Source organism: Pseudomonas sp. (genome assembly GCF_026224925.1).
GTDB lineage: Bacteria > Pseudomonadota > Gammaproteobacteria > Pseudomonadales > Pseudomonadaceae > Aquipseudomonas.
In genome coordinates this window covers 1-14,999 of the sequence record NZ_JAMFRV010000245.1, presented here as the reverse complement: position 1 = coordinate 14,999, position 14,999 = coordinate 1, and the positions used below count along the sequence as shown (strand labels likewise).

Annotated in this window: 15 protein-coding genes; 8 read left to right on the top strand and 7 right to left on the bottom strand. The window is 56.2% G+C overall.

The window, feature by feature from the left end; genetic code table 11:
* The 7 genes from M0974_RS10785 to M0974_RS10755 form a co-directional block, all read left to right on the top strand.
* The coding region (locus tag M0974_RS10785) for an FAD-dependent oxidoreductase (protein ID WP_367278985.1) at nucleotides 1–354 on the top strand (354 nt) is incomplete at its 5' end.
* Between the two features lie 378 nt (nucleotides 355–732).
* On the top strand, nucleotides 733–1,866 hold the full coding sequence (locus tag M0974_RS10780; RefSeq protein WP_297836079.1) for a branched-chain amino acid ABC transporter substrate-binding protein: 1,134 nt from the start codon (nucleotides 733–735) through the stop codon (nucleotides 1,864–1,866).
* 190 nt (nucleotides 1,867–2,056) lie between these two features.
* Nucleotides 2,057–2,971 carry a branched-chain amino acid ABC transporter permease LivH gene (locus M0974_RS10775; RefSeq protein ID WP_297836078.1) on the top strand — a complete coding sequence of 305 codons (915 nt, stop codon included), beginning with the start codon at nucleotides 2,057–2,059 and terminating at the stop codon, nucleotides 2,969–2,971.
* Between the two features lie 2 nt (nucleotides 2,972–2,973).
* The gene (livM, locus tag M0974_RS10770) at nucleotides 2,974–4,257 is read left to right on the top strand and encodes a high-affinity branched-chain amino acid ABC transporter permease LivM (RefSeq protein ID WP_297836077.1); all 1,284 of its coding nucleotides are present in this window, start codon (nucleotides 2,974–2,976) and stop codon (nucleotides 4,255–4,257) included.
* Nucleotides 4,254–5,129 carry an ABC transporter ATP-binding protein gene (locus M0974_RS10765; RefSeq protein ID WP_297836075.1) on the top strand — a complete coding sequence of 292 codons (876 nt, stop codon included), beginning with the start codon at nucleotides 4,254–4,256 and terminating at the stop codon, nucleotides 5,127–5,129. The genes livM and M0974_RS10765 overlap by 4 nt, the downstream gene beginning before the upstream one ends.
* Nucleotides 5,126–5,842 (top strand): ABC transporter ATP-binding protein, encoded by a 717-nt coding sequence (locus M0974_RS10760; protein WP_297836073.1) that lies wholly within the window; start codon nucleotides 5,126–5,128, stop codon nucleotides 5,840–5,842. The genes M0974_RS10765 and M0974_RS10760 overlap by 4 nt, the downstream gene beginning before the upstream one ends.
* 751 nt (nucleotides 5,843–6,593) lie before the next feature.
* Nucleotides 6,594–7,358: an SDR family oxidoreductase gene (locus tag M0974_RS10755; protein WP_297836071.1), complete on the top strand. Its 765-nt coding sequence runs from the start codon at nucleotides 6,594–6,596 to the stop codon at nucleotides 7,356–7,358.
* A 100-nt stretch (nucleotides 7,359–7,458) separates the two neighbouring features.
* Here the strand turns inward: M0974_RS10755 and M0974_RS10750 are convergent, their stop codons facing one another.
* The 7 genes from M0974_RS10750 to M0974_RS10720 form a co-directional block, all read right to left on the bottom strand.
* Nucleotides 7,459–8,595 (bottom strand): AGE family epimerase/isomerase, encoded by a 1,137-nt coding sequence (locus M0974_RS10750; protein WP_297836069.1) that lies wholly within the window; start codon nucleotides 8,593–8,595, stop codon nucleotides 7,459–7,461.
* Between the two features lie 253 nt (nucleotides 8,596–8,848).
* Entirely contained in the window at nucleotides 8,849–9,421 is a 573-nt protein-coding gene (locus M0974_RS10745; protein WP_297836067.1) for a HupE/UreJ family protein, read from the bottom strand.
* A 24-nt stretch (nucleotides 9,422–9,445) separates the two neighbouring features.
* Nucleotides 9,446–10,063: an urease accessory protein UreG gene (ureG, locus tag M0974_RS10740; RefSeq protein WP_297836065.1), complete on the bottom strand. Its 618-nt coding sequence runs from the start codon at nucleotides 10,061–10,063 to the stop codon at nucleotides 9,446–9,448.
* A 66-nt stretch (nucleotides 10,064–10,129) separates the two neighbouring features.
* Entirely contained in the window at nucleotides 10,130–10,804 is a 675-nt protein-coding gene (locus M0974_RS10735; protein ID WP_297836064.1) for an urease accessory protein UreF, read from the bottom strand.
* Nucleotides 10,801–11,301 (bottom strand): urease accessory protein UreE, encoded by a 501-nt coding sequence (gene ureE, locus M0974_RS10730; protein ID WP_297836063.1) that lies wholly within the window; start codon nucleotides 11,299–11,301, stop codon nucleotides 10,801–10,803. Before ureE ends, M0974_RS10735 begins: the two co-directional genes overlap by 4 nt.
* A 149-nt stretch (nucleotides 11,302–11,450) precedes the next feature.
* Nucleotides 11,451–12,083, bottom strand: coding sequence for a TetR family transcriptional regulator (locus M0974_RS10725; protein ID WP_297836062.1), 633 nt, complete (start codon nucleotides 12,081–12,083; stop codon nucleotides 11,451–11,453).
* A 135-nt stretch (nucleotides 12,084–12,218) separates the two neighbouring features.
* Complete coding sequence (locus tag M0974_RS10720; RefSeq protein WP_297836061.1) at nucleotides 12,219–12,467, bottom strand: hypothetical protein; 249 nt, start codon at nucleotides 12,465–12,467, stop codon at nucleotides 12,219–12,221.
* A gap of 364 nt (nucleotides 12,468–12,831) precedes the next feature.
* Here M0974_RS10720 and M0974_RS10715 point away from each other — a divergent pair, with 364 nt between their 5' ends.
* Entirely contained in the window at nucleotides 12,832–14,898 is a 2,067-nt protein-coding gene (locus tag M0974_RS10715) for an AsmA family protein (protein WP_297836059.1), read from the top strand.
* Nucleotides 14,899–14,999: the final 101 nt, after the last annotated feature.

Here is a 14,999-nt window from a genome sequence, read left to right as displayed (position 1 = left end):
TTTCTCAAAGCCTGGGCCGACCGCGTTCAACAGCATTACTTTCCGTACCTTAAACCGGTGGAGTGGGAATGCACCTGGACCGGCACCATTGCTTTTACCCCGGATCACTTGCTGCGCTTATTTGAGCCAGCCCCAGGGTTGGTGGCAGTCACCGGTTACAACGGACGTGGGAATACCACCGGTACCGTCGTAGGCAAAGCATTTGCCGATTATGTGTGTCATGGTGATGTTAAAGCGCTACCCGTTCCGTTTGCACCGATGGATCCTATCGCCGGTGTCGGGCTGCGCAGTGCACTTTATGAGGCGGGATTCTCGCTGTATCACGCGGGCCAGTGCCTGCGCATCGTGATTTAACGCAATTTTTTGCACTTGCTGCGGCGCTTTTATCGCGCACCCACTACCCTGAGATGGTGCGTCCTGTAGCGGTCACGCACCGTAGGTGTGCAGTTCGGTGACGCATACGGTTACAGTCGGGTTGCACGCTGTTAGTTGCATAGGTTGCTATGTTTGTTTGTTAGGGTTGCACTTTTCCGCTTCAGGGTTGCACCTATGGCGGTTTAGACCGGTTGCACACGCTGTCGAATAGGCTCGAAAAGGTCGATCTGCAACAAAGTAGCGACTTTTTACAGAATAAAAATCCTATGGCACGCCACTTGCTCTGAGCTTGTAGCTGAATCAAAGCTTCCGCTGAAGTTGCTGTGCTAACTAAAAAAACCTCAGGAGCACCATCACATGTCGCAGACGTTCTACAGGAAGGGTTTTCTGGCACTCGCAGTTGCTACTGCGCTGGGTGCTACGTCGTTCGCTCAGGCAGATATCAAGTTTGGGGTTGCGGGTCCGATGACCGGTGCCAACGCATCGTTCGGTGAGCAGTACATGAAAGGCGCACAGGCTGCAGCCGATGCGATCAACAAGGCGGGCGGCGTCAACGGTGAGCAAATTGTTCTGGTCAAGGGCGATGACGCCTGCGAACCAAAACAAGCCGTTTCCGTGGCCAACAAAATGGTCCAGGACAAAGTTGCCGGCGTCGTCGGTCACTTCTGCTCCTCGTCGACCATTCCTGCGTCTGAGGTCTATGCCGACGCTGGCATCCTCGCCATCACTCCGGGTTCCACCAACCCAGCGGTGACCGAGCGCGGCCTGCCTGCAATGATGCGTATGTGTGGTCGTGACGACCAGCAAGGCATCGTGGCCGGGGACTACATCGTCGACGTCCTGAAAGGCAAGAAAGTTGCCGTCATCAACGACAAAGACACCTACGGCAAAGGCCTGGCTGACGCGACTGCTCAGCAGCTGACCAAACGTGGCGTCAAGCCCGTGCTGGAAGAAGGTCTGACCCGTGGCGAGAAAGACTACAGCGCCCTGGTCACCAAGATCCGCGCAGCCGGTGCTGACGTGGTTTACTTCGGCGGCCTGCACCCGGAAGCCGGTCCTTTGGTTCACCAACTGCGTACTGAAGGCCTGAAAGACGTCAAGTTCATGTCCGATGACGGCATCGTGACTGACGAAATGGTCGCCACTGCTGGCGGCGCTCCGTACGTCGATGGCGTGTACATGACCTTCGGTGCTGACCCGCGCCTGATTCCAGACAGCAAGGCTGTCGTGGAAGAGTTCAAAAAATCCGGCTACGAGCCTGAAGGCTACACCCTGTACGCTTACGCCTCGGTACAAGCCCTGGCTGCAGGCTTCAACGGTGCCAAGTCGAACAAAGGCGAAGACGCGGCCAAGTGGCTGAAGTCGCACCCGGTCAAAACCGTCATGGGCACCAAAGAGTGGGATTCGAAGGGTGACCTGAAAATCTCCGACTACGTGGTGTATCAGTGGGATGCCGCTGGCAAATACCACCAGTTGGAAAAGCAGAAGTGAGATAGGCGCTCTGCCTGACCTGCGCCTTGCGAGTTGATCGCAAGGCGCAGGCCTCGCGCTGGTAATGGGCTGTGCAACTCTGCCGACCCGGTATTTTTCTTCTGAGCCACATGATCTTGGCCAGATGCGCCTCACAAGGGCTCATCGATCTCGGGTTAGCGGTGGCCTCTCAAGTTCGTGAGAGTGCGTGATGGACGGTATTTTCCTGCAACAAGTTATCAACGGTCTGACCCTCGGGTCGGTCTATGGCCTGATAGCCATCGGCTACACAATGGTCTACGGCATCATCGGCATGATCAACTTCGCTCATGGCGAGGTGTACATGATTTCTGCTTACCTGGCAGCAATCACGCTAGCCCTTCTGACGTATTTCGGTGTTGAGTCCTTTCCGCTGTTGATATTCGCAACCTTGCTATTCACCGTGTTCGTGACAGGTGCCTATGGCTGGGTCATCGAGCGCATCGCTTACAAACCGCTGCGTAACTCCACCCGACTAGCACCGTTGATTAGTGCTATCGGCGTTTCGCTGATTCTGCAGAACTACGCGCAGATTGCTCAGGGTTCACGGCAACAGGGTATTCCAACCTTGCTGAGCGGTGCCTGGAGAATCGAGTTCGGCACAGGTTTCGTGCAAATCACCTACACCAAGATTTTTATTCTAGTCGCCGCATTTGTCGGAATGGCCGTACTTACCTACATCATCAAATTCACTACGCTGGGACGCATGTGTCGCGCGACCCAACAAGACCGCAAAATGGCCTCGATCCTTGGCATCAACACTGACAGGGTGATTTCCTACGTGTTCATTATCGGTGCCGCCATGGCTGCGCTGGCCGGTGTATTGATCACCTTGAACTACGGTACTTTTGACTTCTCCGCAGGCTTTGTGATTGGCATTAAGGCTTTTACCGCTGCGGTACTCGGCGGGATTGGTTCGCTGCCCGGCGCGATGCTCGGCGGGATCATTCTCGGGATCTCCGAGTCGTTGTTCTCCGGTGTTATCAACTCTGACTATAAGGACGTCTTCAGCTTCTCGCTGTTGGTACTGATCCTGATTTTCCGTCCTCAAGGCCTGTTGGGTCGCCCACTTGTGGCGAAGGTATAAGTATGTCCGCAGCCAATAAAAAACCTATTGATATAAAGAAAAGCCTGGTCGATACCGTTCTTGCCGGTCTCATGTCGCTAATTGTTTTCGGCCCCGTCGTCGGGGTGGTTCTCGACGGGTATGGTTTTAACCTGCAGCCGACACGCGTGGCTTGGATGGTTGGCGGGGTAATGATTGGCCGGTTGTTCCTGAGTTTGTTCATGCAGACCGCCAAGGGCATAAAGGTCCAGCAAAGCTTTGAAACGACCGGTTCCGGTGTCCACGTACTGCCACCGGACTACAAATCGCGTCTGCGTTACATCATTCCATTCTTCATTGTAGTTGCCCTGATCTTTCCGGTGTTCGCCGACCAGTACGTGCTAACGGTTGTGATCCTTGGTCTGATCTACGTATTGCTGGGTCTGGGCCTAAACATTGTAGTGGGCCTGGCTGGTCTGCTCGACTTGGGTTACGTGGCGTTCTACGCCATCGGTGCCTATGGTCTGGCACTGGGTTATCACTACCTGGGGCTTGGCTTCTGGACGGTGTTGCCGCTTTCTGCGCTGATGGCTGCGCTGGCCGGTTGCATCCTCGGCTTCCCGGTTTTACGCATGCACGGTGATTACTTGGCTATCGTGACGTTGGGTTTCGGTGAAATCATTCGCCTGATCTTGACCAACTGGCTGTCTTTCACCGGTGGACCTAACGGCATGCCAGTGCCGGCCCCGACTTTTTTTGGGATCGAATTCGGTCGTTTCGCTCGCGATGGCGGCACGCCGATCCACCAACTGCTGGGCATAGATTACAACCCTACCCTCAAGTACATGTTCATTTACGCCGTGCTGTTCGTGGTGGTGTTGCTGGTGCTGTACGTCAAGCATCGCTTGACCCGCATGCCAGTCGGCCGCGCTTGGGAAGCCTTGCGTGAAGACGAAATCGCCTGCCGCGCCATGGGCCTGAATCACGTACTGGTCAAGCTCTCGGCTTTTACGCTAGGGGCTTCGACAGCAGGTCTGGCCGGGGTGTTCTTCGGTACTTACCAAGGCTTTGTCAACCCGACCTCGTTCACCTTCTATGAATCGGCGCTGATCCTCGCCATCGTGGTTCTGGGCGGTATGGGTTCGACGGTCGGTGTGGTGATTGCCGCCTTTGTGTTGACCGTGACCCCGGAGCTGTTGCGTAGTTTCGCCGAATACCGCGTGTTGCTGTTCGGCATCCTGATGGTGGTGATGATGATCTGGAAACCGCGCGGCCTGATCCGGATTAGCCGTACCGGCGTGCTTGCGCGCAAAGGAGTGGCGCCATGAACGATGAAGTCATTCTCTCGGTCGAGAACCTGATGATGCACTTTGGCGGCATCAAGGCCCTCAGTGACGTCAGCCTGCAGATCAAACGCAACTCGATTTCGGCGCTGATCGGTCCTAACGGCGCTGGCAAGACCACCGTGTTCAATTGCCTGACTGGCTTTTACAAAGCCACAGGCGGCCGCATTCAGCTCAACAGCCGTGGCAACAGCACCAACGTGATCCAGTTGTTGGGTGAGTCGTTCAAGGCTAGTGACTTCGCGTCGCTAAAAAAGTTCGGCACGCGTCTGTTCTACAAGATGTTTGGTGGCACGCACTTAGTGAACCGCGCCGGTCTGGCACGTACCTTCCAGAATATTCGCCTGTTCAAGGAGATGTCAGTTATAGAGAACCTGTTGGTGGCCCAGCACATGTGGGTCAATCGCAGCATGGTCGCCGGGATTCTTAACACTAAAGGCTATCGCAAGGCCGAAAGCGATGCGCTGGATCATGCGTTCTATTGGCTGGAAGTGGTGAACCTGGTGGACTGCGCCAACCGCCTCGCCGGTGAGCTGTCCTACGGCCAACAGCGTCGTCTGGAGATCGCCCGAGCCATGTGCACGCGGCCGCAGCTCATCTGCCTCGATGAACCGGCAGCGGGCCTCAACCCACAAGAAACCGAAGCACTGAGCGGCATGATCCGCCTGCTGCGCGACGAGCACGACATGACGGTGGTGCTGATCGAGCACGACATGGGCATGGTCATGAGTATTTCCGACTACATTGTGGTGCTCGACCACGGCAACGTTATTGCGCAAGGCCACCCGGAACAGATTCGCAACGATCCAAAAGTGATCGCCGCGTACTTGGGCGCTGATGAAGAGGAGTTGGTATGAGCGTACCCATCCTCGAATTGAAAAGTATCGATGTGTTTTACGGGCCGATCCAGGCTTTGAAAAAAGTGTCTTTGCATATTGATGAAGGCGAAACCGTGAGCCTGATTGGCTCCAACGGCGCCGGCAAGTCGACATTGTTGATGTCGATTTTCGGTCAGCCACGGGCCGCCAGCGGACAGATCATCTATCAAGGCGTCGATATCACCCAGAAGTCTTCGCACTACATCGCTTCCCATGGCATTGCGCAGTCGCCAGAAGGACGAAGGGTGTTTCCGGACATGAGCGTCGAGGAAAACTTGCTGATGGGCACCATCCCCATTGGTGACAAGTTTGCCTCGGAAGACATGCAACGTATGTTCGAGTTGTTCCCGCGGCTCAAAGAGCGCCGCAATCAGCGCGCCATGACCATGTCTGGCGGCGAGCAGCAAATGCTCGCCATCGCCCGTGCCCTGATGAGCCGTCCCAAGTTGCTGCTGCTGGATGAGCCGTCGCTGGGACTGGCACCGATCGTGGTCAAAATGATCTTTGCCACCCTGCGCGAGCTGGCAGCGTCTGGCATGACTATCTTCCTCGTCGAACAGAACGCCAACCATGCGCTGCGGCTCTCGGATCGGGCTTATGTGATGGTCAATGGCGAGATTCGTCTGACTGGCACGGGGAAAGAATTGTTGAGTAATGATGAGGTCAGAAACGCCTACCTTGGCGGTCACTGATTTCCTGTTTTTTACGTTGAAAATACGCGACGCGCCTTGGGATTTATGCCCTCGGCGCGTTTTTTTCGAATTGTGGAAAACATTTTTGGCAAGCTCTTAAACTGCGACATAAACGCGCTGCAAATAGTTGTTTTGTCACGGTTTTGACTTGTCCAAGATTGCTGTGGAGGTAGCTGTGGGTAACATGGGAGTAGCTGGCTGTAGCCCTTGTTTTACGTGGCCTGCAGCTGTCTGATTATTTTTTGATCAGCGGCTTTTCCGTGAGCATCAATGGTTTCTGTCAATGGTTTTCTAGCTGTTTGTTCATACAGTCTTTATATCCACCGTCCCTGTGGATAAGTCGGTGGACAAGCACTGGAAAGGTCCATGTGAAGGCCGTAGTTACTGGCATGGAGCCTTCACGCAGTTTTTTGATCTTTAGAGGCGTTTTTAACCTCGTCAGATGTGGCGCTCAGGGTCAAGTAAAAAACGTCTAAGAATCTGCACGATGCCAGCAATGATCGTGCTCGCCCCGATTCGCAGTTGCCCCCAAAAAATGTGGGTGGCGCTGTGGATAAGGTGGGTAAAACTCAGTGCAGCCCTTACGGGCTATGGTGTTGCGCCGATAGAGTGATTTTTGTACAGCCGCGTGCGGTGCGAGGTCGAGTTATCCCGTGCTTGCTGGTCACACGCTAGGCCGGGCATTCTGCCGGTCGGTTTCCCTAAAAGTAATCATGGCTGTGCTGCGTTCGAGCCAAATCAGGAGAAAGAAATGACGTCCACTGTATTCATTACGGGTGCTACATCCGGCTTCGGCGAAGCGTGCGCCCGTAAATTTGCCGACGCGGGCTGGTCGCTTGTGCTGACGGGCCGTCGTGAAGAGCGCCTGAATGCGCTGTGCGCTGAATTGTCGAAAAAGACCAAGGTCCATGGCCTGGTGGTGGACGTGCGCGACCGTGCGGCCATGGAGAGCGCCATTGCCGGTTTGCCGACAGAGTTTGCGAGCATTCGTGGGTTGATCAACAACGCCGGTCTGGCATTGGGTGTTGATCCCGCGCCGAAATGCGATCTGGACGACTGGGACACTATGGTCGACACCAACGTCAAAGGCTTGATGTACACCACGCGTTTATTGTTGCCGCGGCTGATTGCCCATGGCCGAGGCGCTTCGATCATCAACCTCGGTTCTATTGCGGGTAATTACCCTTATCCGGGCAGTCACGTGTACGGCGCAACCAAGGCATTCGTTAAGCAGTTCTCGTTGAACCTGCGTTGCGATTTGATTGGCACCGGCGTGCGCGTTACCAACCTTGAGCCAGGCCTGTGTGAAAGCGAGTTCTCGCTGGTGCGTTTCGCGGGTGACAAAGAGCGTTATGACGCGACCTACGCAGGTGCTGAGGCCATCCAGCCGCAAGACATCGCCGATACCATCTTTTGGCTGATGACTACGCCTGCGCACGTCAACGTTAATAGCCTGGAACTGATGCCGGTCAGCCAGACATGGGCTGGTTTTGCGATTGATCGTACCCGCGGCTGAGTGAGTTAGACCGCATCGGCCGCTTCCCGAATGAATTCGGTCCTACAGGGTTTTGTGTTCGCGCAAAGATCCCTGTGGAACGCATTCATTCGCGAAGGCGTTAGCGGTTGAAACACTCAATCAGCCCGCTGTAGCAGGTTGCTAGATGATAGGGCGTGGTCGATGGCATATCGCTGCGGCTGATTTTGCCATCGGCATCCAGGCATTCATTCCAGCCAGTCGGGTGCAGAAAACGTTGTTGCAACGCATTCAATTGGCGAGCCAGCGCTGCTTCGCTGTCAGGCCGCAATGCCAATGCCCGCAGGTATTCGGCTTGCGCCCATATCCGTTGGGTAGCGTCGCGCACGCTGCCATCTACTTCCAGCATCGCCTTGACCGCACCCGTCAGCAGATCAACGCCCTGTTGCTCGGTGTAAGCGAACGCTCGGGTCAGCGACACATGCAGTGGGCTGCCCTGAAGCAGCGGCGAAGAAGCCAACAGAAAGAACCATTCAAACTGATGACCGGGCTCGAACCAGTTATCCACAGCGCCCAACGGTTTTTCCAGCATCACACCGTGTGCCGGATCGATGAAGCGCAGTTGCATGGCAGTGGTCAACGCCAGCAGTGCGGCTTGTGTGGCGGCGTCTTCGCGGACCGACACCGTGGCGAGAAAAGCCTCAGCCAAGTGCATCAACGGGTTCTGCAACGGACCGCTGCCCAGCGATGACCAGTCCTGATCAAGGCTCGCTTCGTACAGCCCCGCACCATCGCCGAAGCGCTCGGCGACCACGTGAAGTGCGGCATTAAGTACCGACTCCACCAACGGCTCGCGCACTTTGGCCCAGTAGTGGGCACAGGCGAAAATGATGAACGCGTGGGTGTACAGGTCTTTGCGCCGATCCAGCGGCTTGCCTTGTGGATCAATGCTGTAAAACCAGCCACCGTGCTCGGCATCGTGGAAATGCTGCTGCAAGGATCGAAACAGCAACGCCGCCCGGTTTTTTGCCTCAGGGATGGCGGGGTTATCGATCAAGCTGGAAAACAGGTACAGCTGACGCGCACAGGCCATGGCTCGGTAACGCTGAGGTGGCAACGGCTGATGATCGGCGTTCACCGCTTCATACGGCAGCGCCAACTGCGGATTCCAGCCAGGACCCAGCCACAGCGGCACGATGACCTGCTGAAAATGCAGCTGCACAGTGGCGAATACGGTGGTCAATTCAGACTGAGAGGCAGAGCTGGAAACATCGGGCATCGGCTGGCGTCACGGCAAGGGCGTTTGCGCGACATGGTAACGCAATGGGGAAACGCCTCGCCAACAAGTTGGCTATCTACAGATCTGTGAGCTGCACTGGTCGCTTTTGTTGGACCGAATTCATTCGGGAAAACAAGCGACGCGGTGTGCCTGGATGACCACGTCGTGGCCTTCCCGAATGAATTCGGTCCCACAGAAAAACATATTCTCTGCAGCCAACTTGTTGGCGAACGACCAGTTCAGACGATAAAGATTAGCCCGCCATCAACCAAACACCGGTCACGGCCGATGCGGCGCCGGCGATGCGCACCAGGGGCGATGCCGATTGCGGCAGGAATCGCACCACGGCGTAACCTACAGCATGCAGTGCGGCAGTGGCGGCAACGAAGCCGGCGGCATAGGCCCACGGGCTGCTCATTTCCGGTAATTCAAGGCCATGCGCGACGCCGTGAAACAGCCCAAACAGCGCTGTCGCGCCGACTGCTACTGCCAGCGGAGGTCGCACCGCCAATGCCACCGCCAAGCCAAGCGCAAATACCGAGGCTGCAATTCCACTTTCCAATCCGGGAACGTTCAAGCCGTCAAAGCCTAATATCCCACCGATCAACAGCATGCCGACGAAGGTGCAGGGCAGGGCCCAGCGTGCCGATCCTTTCTGCTGCGCGGCCCACAGACCAACGGCCACCATGGCCAGCAAGTGATCAATGCCGCTGAGCGGGTGACTGATCCCGGCCATTAATCCGTTTTCATCGTGGCCCGGGTGCGCGAACGCCAAGGCTGGGGTCAGCAACAGTGCGAGGGTGTAGACGACTTTTTTGTAGTTCATAAACGGTTCCCTGAAGAAATGAAATCAAGCCGCTTCGGTCAGCAGGCCTTGGCGTTCAATGAAAGCGATGATCTGTTCCAGCCCCAGGCCGGTTTTTTGATTGCTGAAAACGAACGGTTTTTCGCCACGCATCTTCTTCGTGTCACGGTCCATCATTTCCAGCGAAGCGCCAACCAAGGGTGCCAAATCGACCTTGTTGATCACCAGCAAATCGGACTTACAGATTCCCGGGCCGCCTTTGCGCGGCAGCTTGTCGCCAGCAGAAACGTCGATCACGTAAATCGTCAGGTCCGACAGCTCCGGGCTGAAGGTCGCCGATAGATTGTCGCCACCGGATTCGACGATGATCACGTCCAGCCCCGGAAAACGTCGATTCAACTGATCAACTGCTTCGAGGTTGATCGAGGCGTCTTCACGAATGGCCGTATGCGGGCAACCACCGGTTTCGACGCCGATGATCCGCTCCGGCGCCAACGCTTCGTTACGCACCAGGAAGTCAGCGTCTTCACGGGTGTAGATGTCGTTGGTGACCACGGCCAAGTTGTAGCGCTCACGCAGTGCCAGACACAACGCCAGCGTCAGGGCTGTTTTACCGGAGCCGACCGGACCACCGATGCCGATACGCAGAGGTTGGCTGTTCATAACGTTCTCCAATGAGCGGTTAAGGGTTCTCGACCCATTGTTGAGCCGAGCGCCGTATAAAAAAGATCAGGACCTGAACAGTCGGCTGTACTGACGTTCATGGGCCATGCTCGCCAGTGACAAGCCAAACGCGGCGCTGCCGTAATGGGCGGGCTCAATATCCGTCGCCTGCTGCTGTGCCTGTTGCAGCAAAGGCAGCAACTCACTGGTCAGGCGTTGCGCAGCTTGCTGGCCCAGCGGCAGAGTTTTCATCAACACTGCCAATTGGTTTTCCAGCCAGCTCCATAACCAGGCAGCCAACGCGTCTTGTGGGCTAATGCCCCACGCGCGGGCAGCCAAGGCCCAGCCCAACGCCAAATGCGGCTCTGGCAGTTGCTGTAAAAATTGTCGTGCGGGTGCATCCAGTTCCGGTAAGCCACTGAGCAATTGGTGCAAGGAATAGCCCATCTGCCGACTTTCCTGAAACAGCTCGCGAGTCTCTCGACAGGCGCGATGTTCCTGGCTCAATTGAAGCAACTGCGCCCAATCTTCCTCGGCCGCTGCGGTGCAATGTGCGAGCAGTAAAGGCGCTTCAAAACGACTGAGGTTAAGCAGTAGCTGATCACCAATCCAGCGTCCGGCGCTGCGGGTGTCGTTGACCAGCGCTTGTTCGACCGCCATCTCCAACCCTTGGGAGTAGCTATAGCCGCCAATGGGCAATTGTGGGCTAGCCAGGCGCAACAGCGCCCAAGCGCTATTCACGTGCGCACACCAAACTGGTGCATGCGGGGGGGATAGTTAAAGTCCTCTTCGCCCGCGCGCGAGTGGTGATGACCGCCACCGTAGGCGCCATGTTCAGGCTGGAAAGGTGCTTCGATGGACTCGGTGGTGGCACCCAACTGGTCAAGCATGGCCTTAAGCACGTAGTCGTCGAGTAAACGCAGCCAGCCATCGCCCACTTGCAGTGCAACGTGGCGGTTGCCCAAGTGATACGCCGCACGGGTTAGCTCATAAGCGTTGCTGCAGGTGACATGCATCAGCAGCTCAGGGCGAGCGCACACTTTAACAATACGGCCATCTTCTGCTTGCAGGCGCTCGCCATCGCGTAACGGCGGCTGACCGCGCTCAAGAAACAACCCGACGTCTTCACCCTCGGCGCTGACGCACCGCAGGCGGCTCTTGCTGCGGGCTTCGAAATTCAAATGCAGCTCGGCAGCCCATTCGGCTTGCGAATCGATTCTTCGGTGGATCACCAGCATCAGAAGGTTTCCAGCTAATTGCGATTACGTTGGCAGAGCAAGGGGCTTGCCAATATGGGAATGCGCCTACAGATGGCGCCAGCGCTTAAACGCGGGGCGTTATATTGCGCTTATTTGGTGCCTGAAGCGCTTAAGCGCACTGTTAGTGGTCACTCGGTACTACCAAGACCTTGCCAATGGTTCGCGCCGATGAAGATGAAACGCAATTGCTGGGTGATTTTGGCGCGAGGCGTTAGGTGATCGGCGAGGGTGTCGGCGGGAGGATCGATCAATTCCGGGAGCATGGCAAAGACGCTTTTCACCACGAGGTCGGCCATTACCGAAAGATCGTCAGCGTCCAGATGCTTGAGCTTCGGCATTAACGCCAAGTCTGCGGCCAGGTCAGCGCTGATGCCGTCGCGCAGCTCCCCCAAGGCCTGTCGTACTTGCAGCGAGCCGCCATATTGTTCGCGGGCCAAAAACAGAAACTGCGAACGATTGGCCGAAACCACTTCGAGGAAGATTTTTACTGACTCTTCGATGATTCCGCCGACAACAGATTTGTTATGACGTACCAAGCGAATGGTTTTGCGAAAGGTCTGGCCCACTTCATAGACCAACGCCAGGCCCAACTGGTCCATGTCTTCGAAATGACGATAGAACCCGGTGGGCACAATGCCCGCGGTTTTCGCCACTTCACGCAGGCTAAGGCTGCCAAACCCTCGGCCACTCGCCATCAAGCTGTGCGCGGCGTCGAGCAAGGCATGGCGGGTTTGTTGTTTCTGTTCGGCACGGGGCAGCATGGGCGGCGGATATCTGTATGGAGACTGCGCGGCACTTTAACAAATGCGCTGAATTTGCGCGAAGCAAACGCGGGGACAGTAAAACCGGCACAGCAAAAACCCGGCACACGGCCGGGTTTTGGCGTACGCGACTGCTTAGCTTTGGCGGGTGTGTTGCTCAGCCAAGCGGTCCGCACCACCTTCAGCGACGCGTTGATATTGCTGAATCAGACGGCCTGAGTCGGTATCGGCTACGCGAGCGGCACGCTGATTGGCGCGATCAGAACCGCCTTCAACCACGGTTTGTTGGGCCTGAGCTGAGACTGCCTGTTCGTTGGCTGGCATAGCGAAAGCGGTGGAAGCCAGCAGCGACAGGGAAAGGCTAAGCAGCAGTGGGTGTTTCATGACAGGCGCTCCTCGGAAGGGCATTAAAAGTTTGAGTGCGCGCATCCTACTCTCGACTTGTCGATATAAAAGTTTATAAAAGTAATGGTAACTATCGATGAAATTGATTCGTCTATATAAGCCACGGCCCACTTGGCATGTAGTGAAATGAATCTGCCCTGATGTGGTGATTGCCAATTTTTTTTGCCCGGAAGAAGTGCGTGCAATGCTGGGTTCATTGATCAGTTCAGCTTATTTTCCATCCGAATCAAACCTGCGGCGCTTTTGCTAGTCGAAGGACAAGGCTTCTAAACGCCAGCACGGTCTACGCTTACGGCAGATGCGCCACTGCAGGTAAGAAAATGAATAATCAGGAGAGTCATGCATGACGCGTCGCCGTAAAATTTTCAATTGGACTGGCATTATTATCGTGGTGGTGCTGGCAGTTCTGGCCATTGTGATCGTCACGTTCGATTGGAATCGAATCAAGCCGATCCTCAACGAGAAAGTCTCTGAGGCGTTGCATCGGCCCTTTGCAATTAATGGCGACCTCGCGGTGCTGTGGGAGCGTGAGCAGGACCAGGGCGGCTGGCGTGCCTGGGTGCCGTGGCCACATTTTGTTGCGCAGGACCTGACGTTGGGCAACCCGGATTGGTCAAAAAACCCGCAGATGGTCACCCTTAAGCGCGTTGAGTTCCGCTTGGCGCCATTGCCACTGCTGCTGCATCAAGTGGTTATTCCGCGGATTGACCTGACCGCGCCCGACACCAAGCTGGAGCGTCTGGCCGATGGTCGTGCCAACTGGACGTTTGATCTGCCCAAGTCCGACCCTAACGCGGAGCCGTCGAAATGGGTGTTGGATATTGGCGCTATCAAGTTCGACAAAGGCCTTGTCAGCCTCAACGACCAGACCCTGAAGACGCAATTGGATTTGGTAATTGACCCCTTGGGCAAGCCTATCCCGTTCAGCGACATCGTCGGCACCAGCGAAGCCAAAAAAGCGCAGGACAAAGGCACCGCGCCTCAAGACTATGCATTTGCCTTGACCGTCAAAGGTCAATATCACGAGCAAAAACTTAGCGGCAACGGCAAAGTCGGTGGCCTGCTGGCGCTTAAAGATGCAGCGCAACCGTTCCCGGTGCAGGCTGATGTGCAGATCGCCGACACCCGAATAGTGTTGGCCGGAACCCTGACCGACCCCCAAAACCTCGGCGCGCTGGATTTGCGATTGAAGCTCTCAGGCAGCAGCTTGGGCAATCTGTATAAGTTGACGGGCGTAAACCTGCCGGACTCACCGGCGTATTCCACCGACGGTCATCTGATCGCCAAATTGCATGATGCCGCTGGGGCGTCGTTCCGTTACGAAGGCTTCAACGGCAAGATTGGCAACAGCGATATCCATGGCGACCTCGGTTATGTCGCCAGCCAGCCGCGTCCAAAGCTGACGGGCGCGTTGGTCTCCGAACAGTTGTTGTTCGCTGACTTGGCGCCATTGATTGGCGCTGACTCCAACGCCGCACAGAAAAAACGTGGTGGTGAAAGCAAGCAGCCCACGGGCAAGGTGTTGCCGGTCGAGGAGTTTCACACTGATCGCTGGCGGGTGATGGACGCTGACGTGGAGTTCACCGGCAAGAAAATCGTCCAGAGTGCCAGCTTGCCATTCACCGATCTGTACACCCACGTTGTGCTCGACGATGGCCAACTCAGCATGCAGCCGCTGCGCTTTGGCGTGGCGGGCGGCAAGCTGGACGCTGATATACGTCTGGACGGCCGGAATACTCCGTTACAAGGGCGAGCCAAGCTCACTGCGCGCAACTTCAAACTCAAGCAATTGTTCCCGACGTTCGAACCCATGAAAACCAGTTTTGGCGAATTGAACGGCGATGCTGACATTAGTGGCAAAGGCAATTCGGTCTCGGCGCTGCTAGGTACGTCCAATGGCGAAGTGAAGATGCTGGTCAATGACGGCGCGATCAGCCGCAGCCTGATGGAAATTGCGGGGTTGAACGTCGGCAACTATGTAGTTGGGAAGATTTTTGGCGATCAAGACGTGAAGATCAACTGCGCGGCTGCCGACCTGGACATTAAAAACGGTCTGGCAACCACCAAGCTGTTCGCCTTTGACACTGAAAACGCGATCATCTACATCAACGGCACGGCTAACTTCGCCAGCGAGCAGTTGGACCTGAAAATCACCCCCGAGTCCAAAGGCTTCCGCGTGTTCTCCCTGCGCTCGCCACTGTATGTACGTGGTCCCTTCGGCAAACCAGACGCTGGCGTACAGTCCGGGCCGTTAATACTGCGCGGTGCCGGAATGGTGCTGCTCGGCGCCGTGATGGGGCCTGCGGCTGGGTTGTTGGCCTTGATAGCCCCGAGTGGCGGCGAGCCCAACCAATGCGCGCCATTGTTGGAACAAATGAAGGCCGGTAAGGCGCCGAAGACTGTGAAATAGAGTCATCGCAGCCTTCGGCAGCTCCCACAGAGGCTGCATCCTGAACCCGGTTCGGTGGGAGGGAACTTGTTCACGAAGGCCCCAACGCGGTCTTTCAGGAG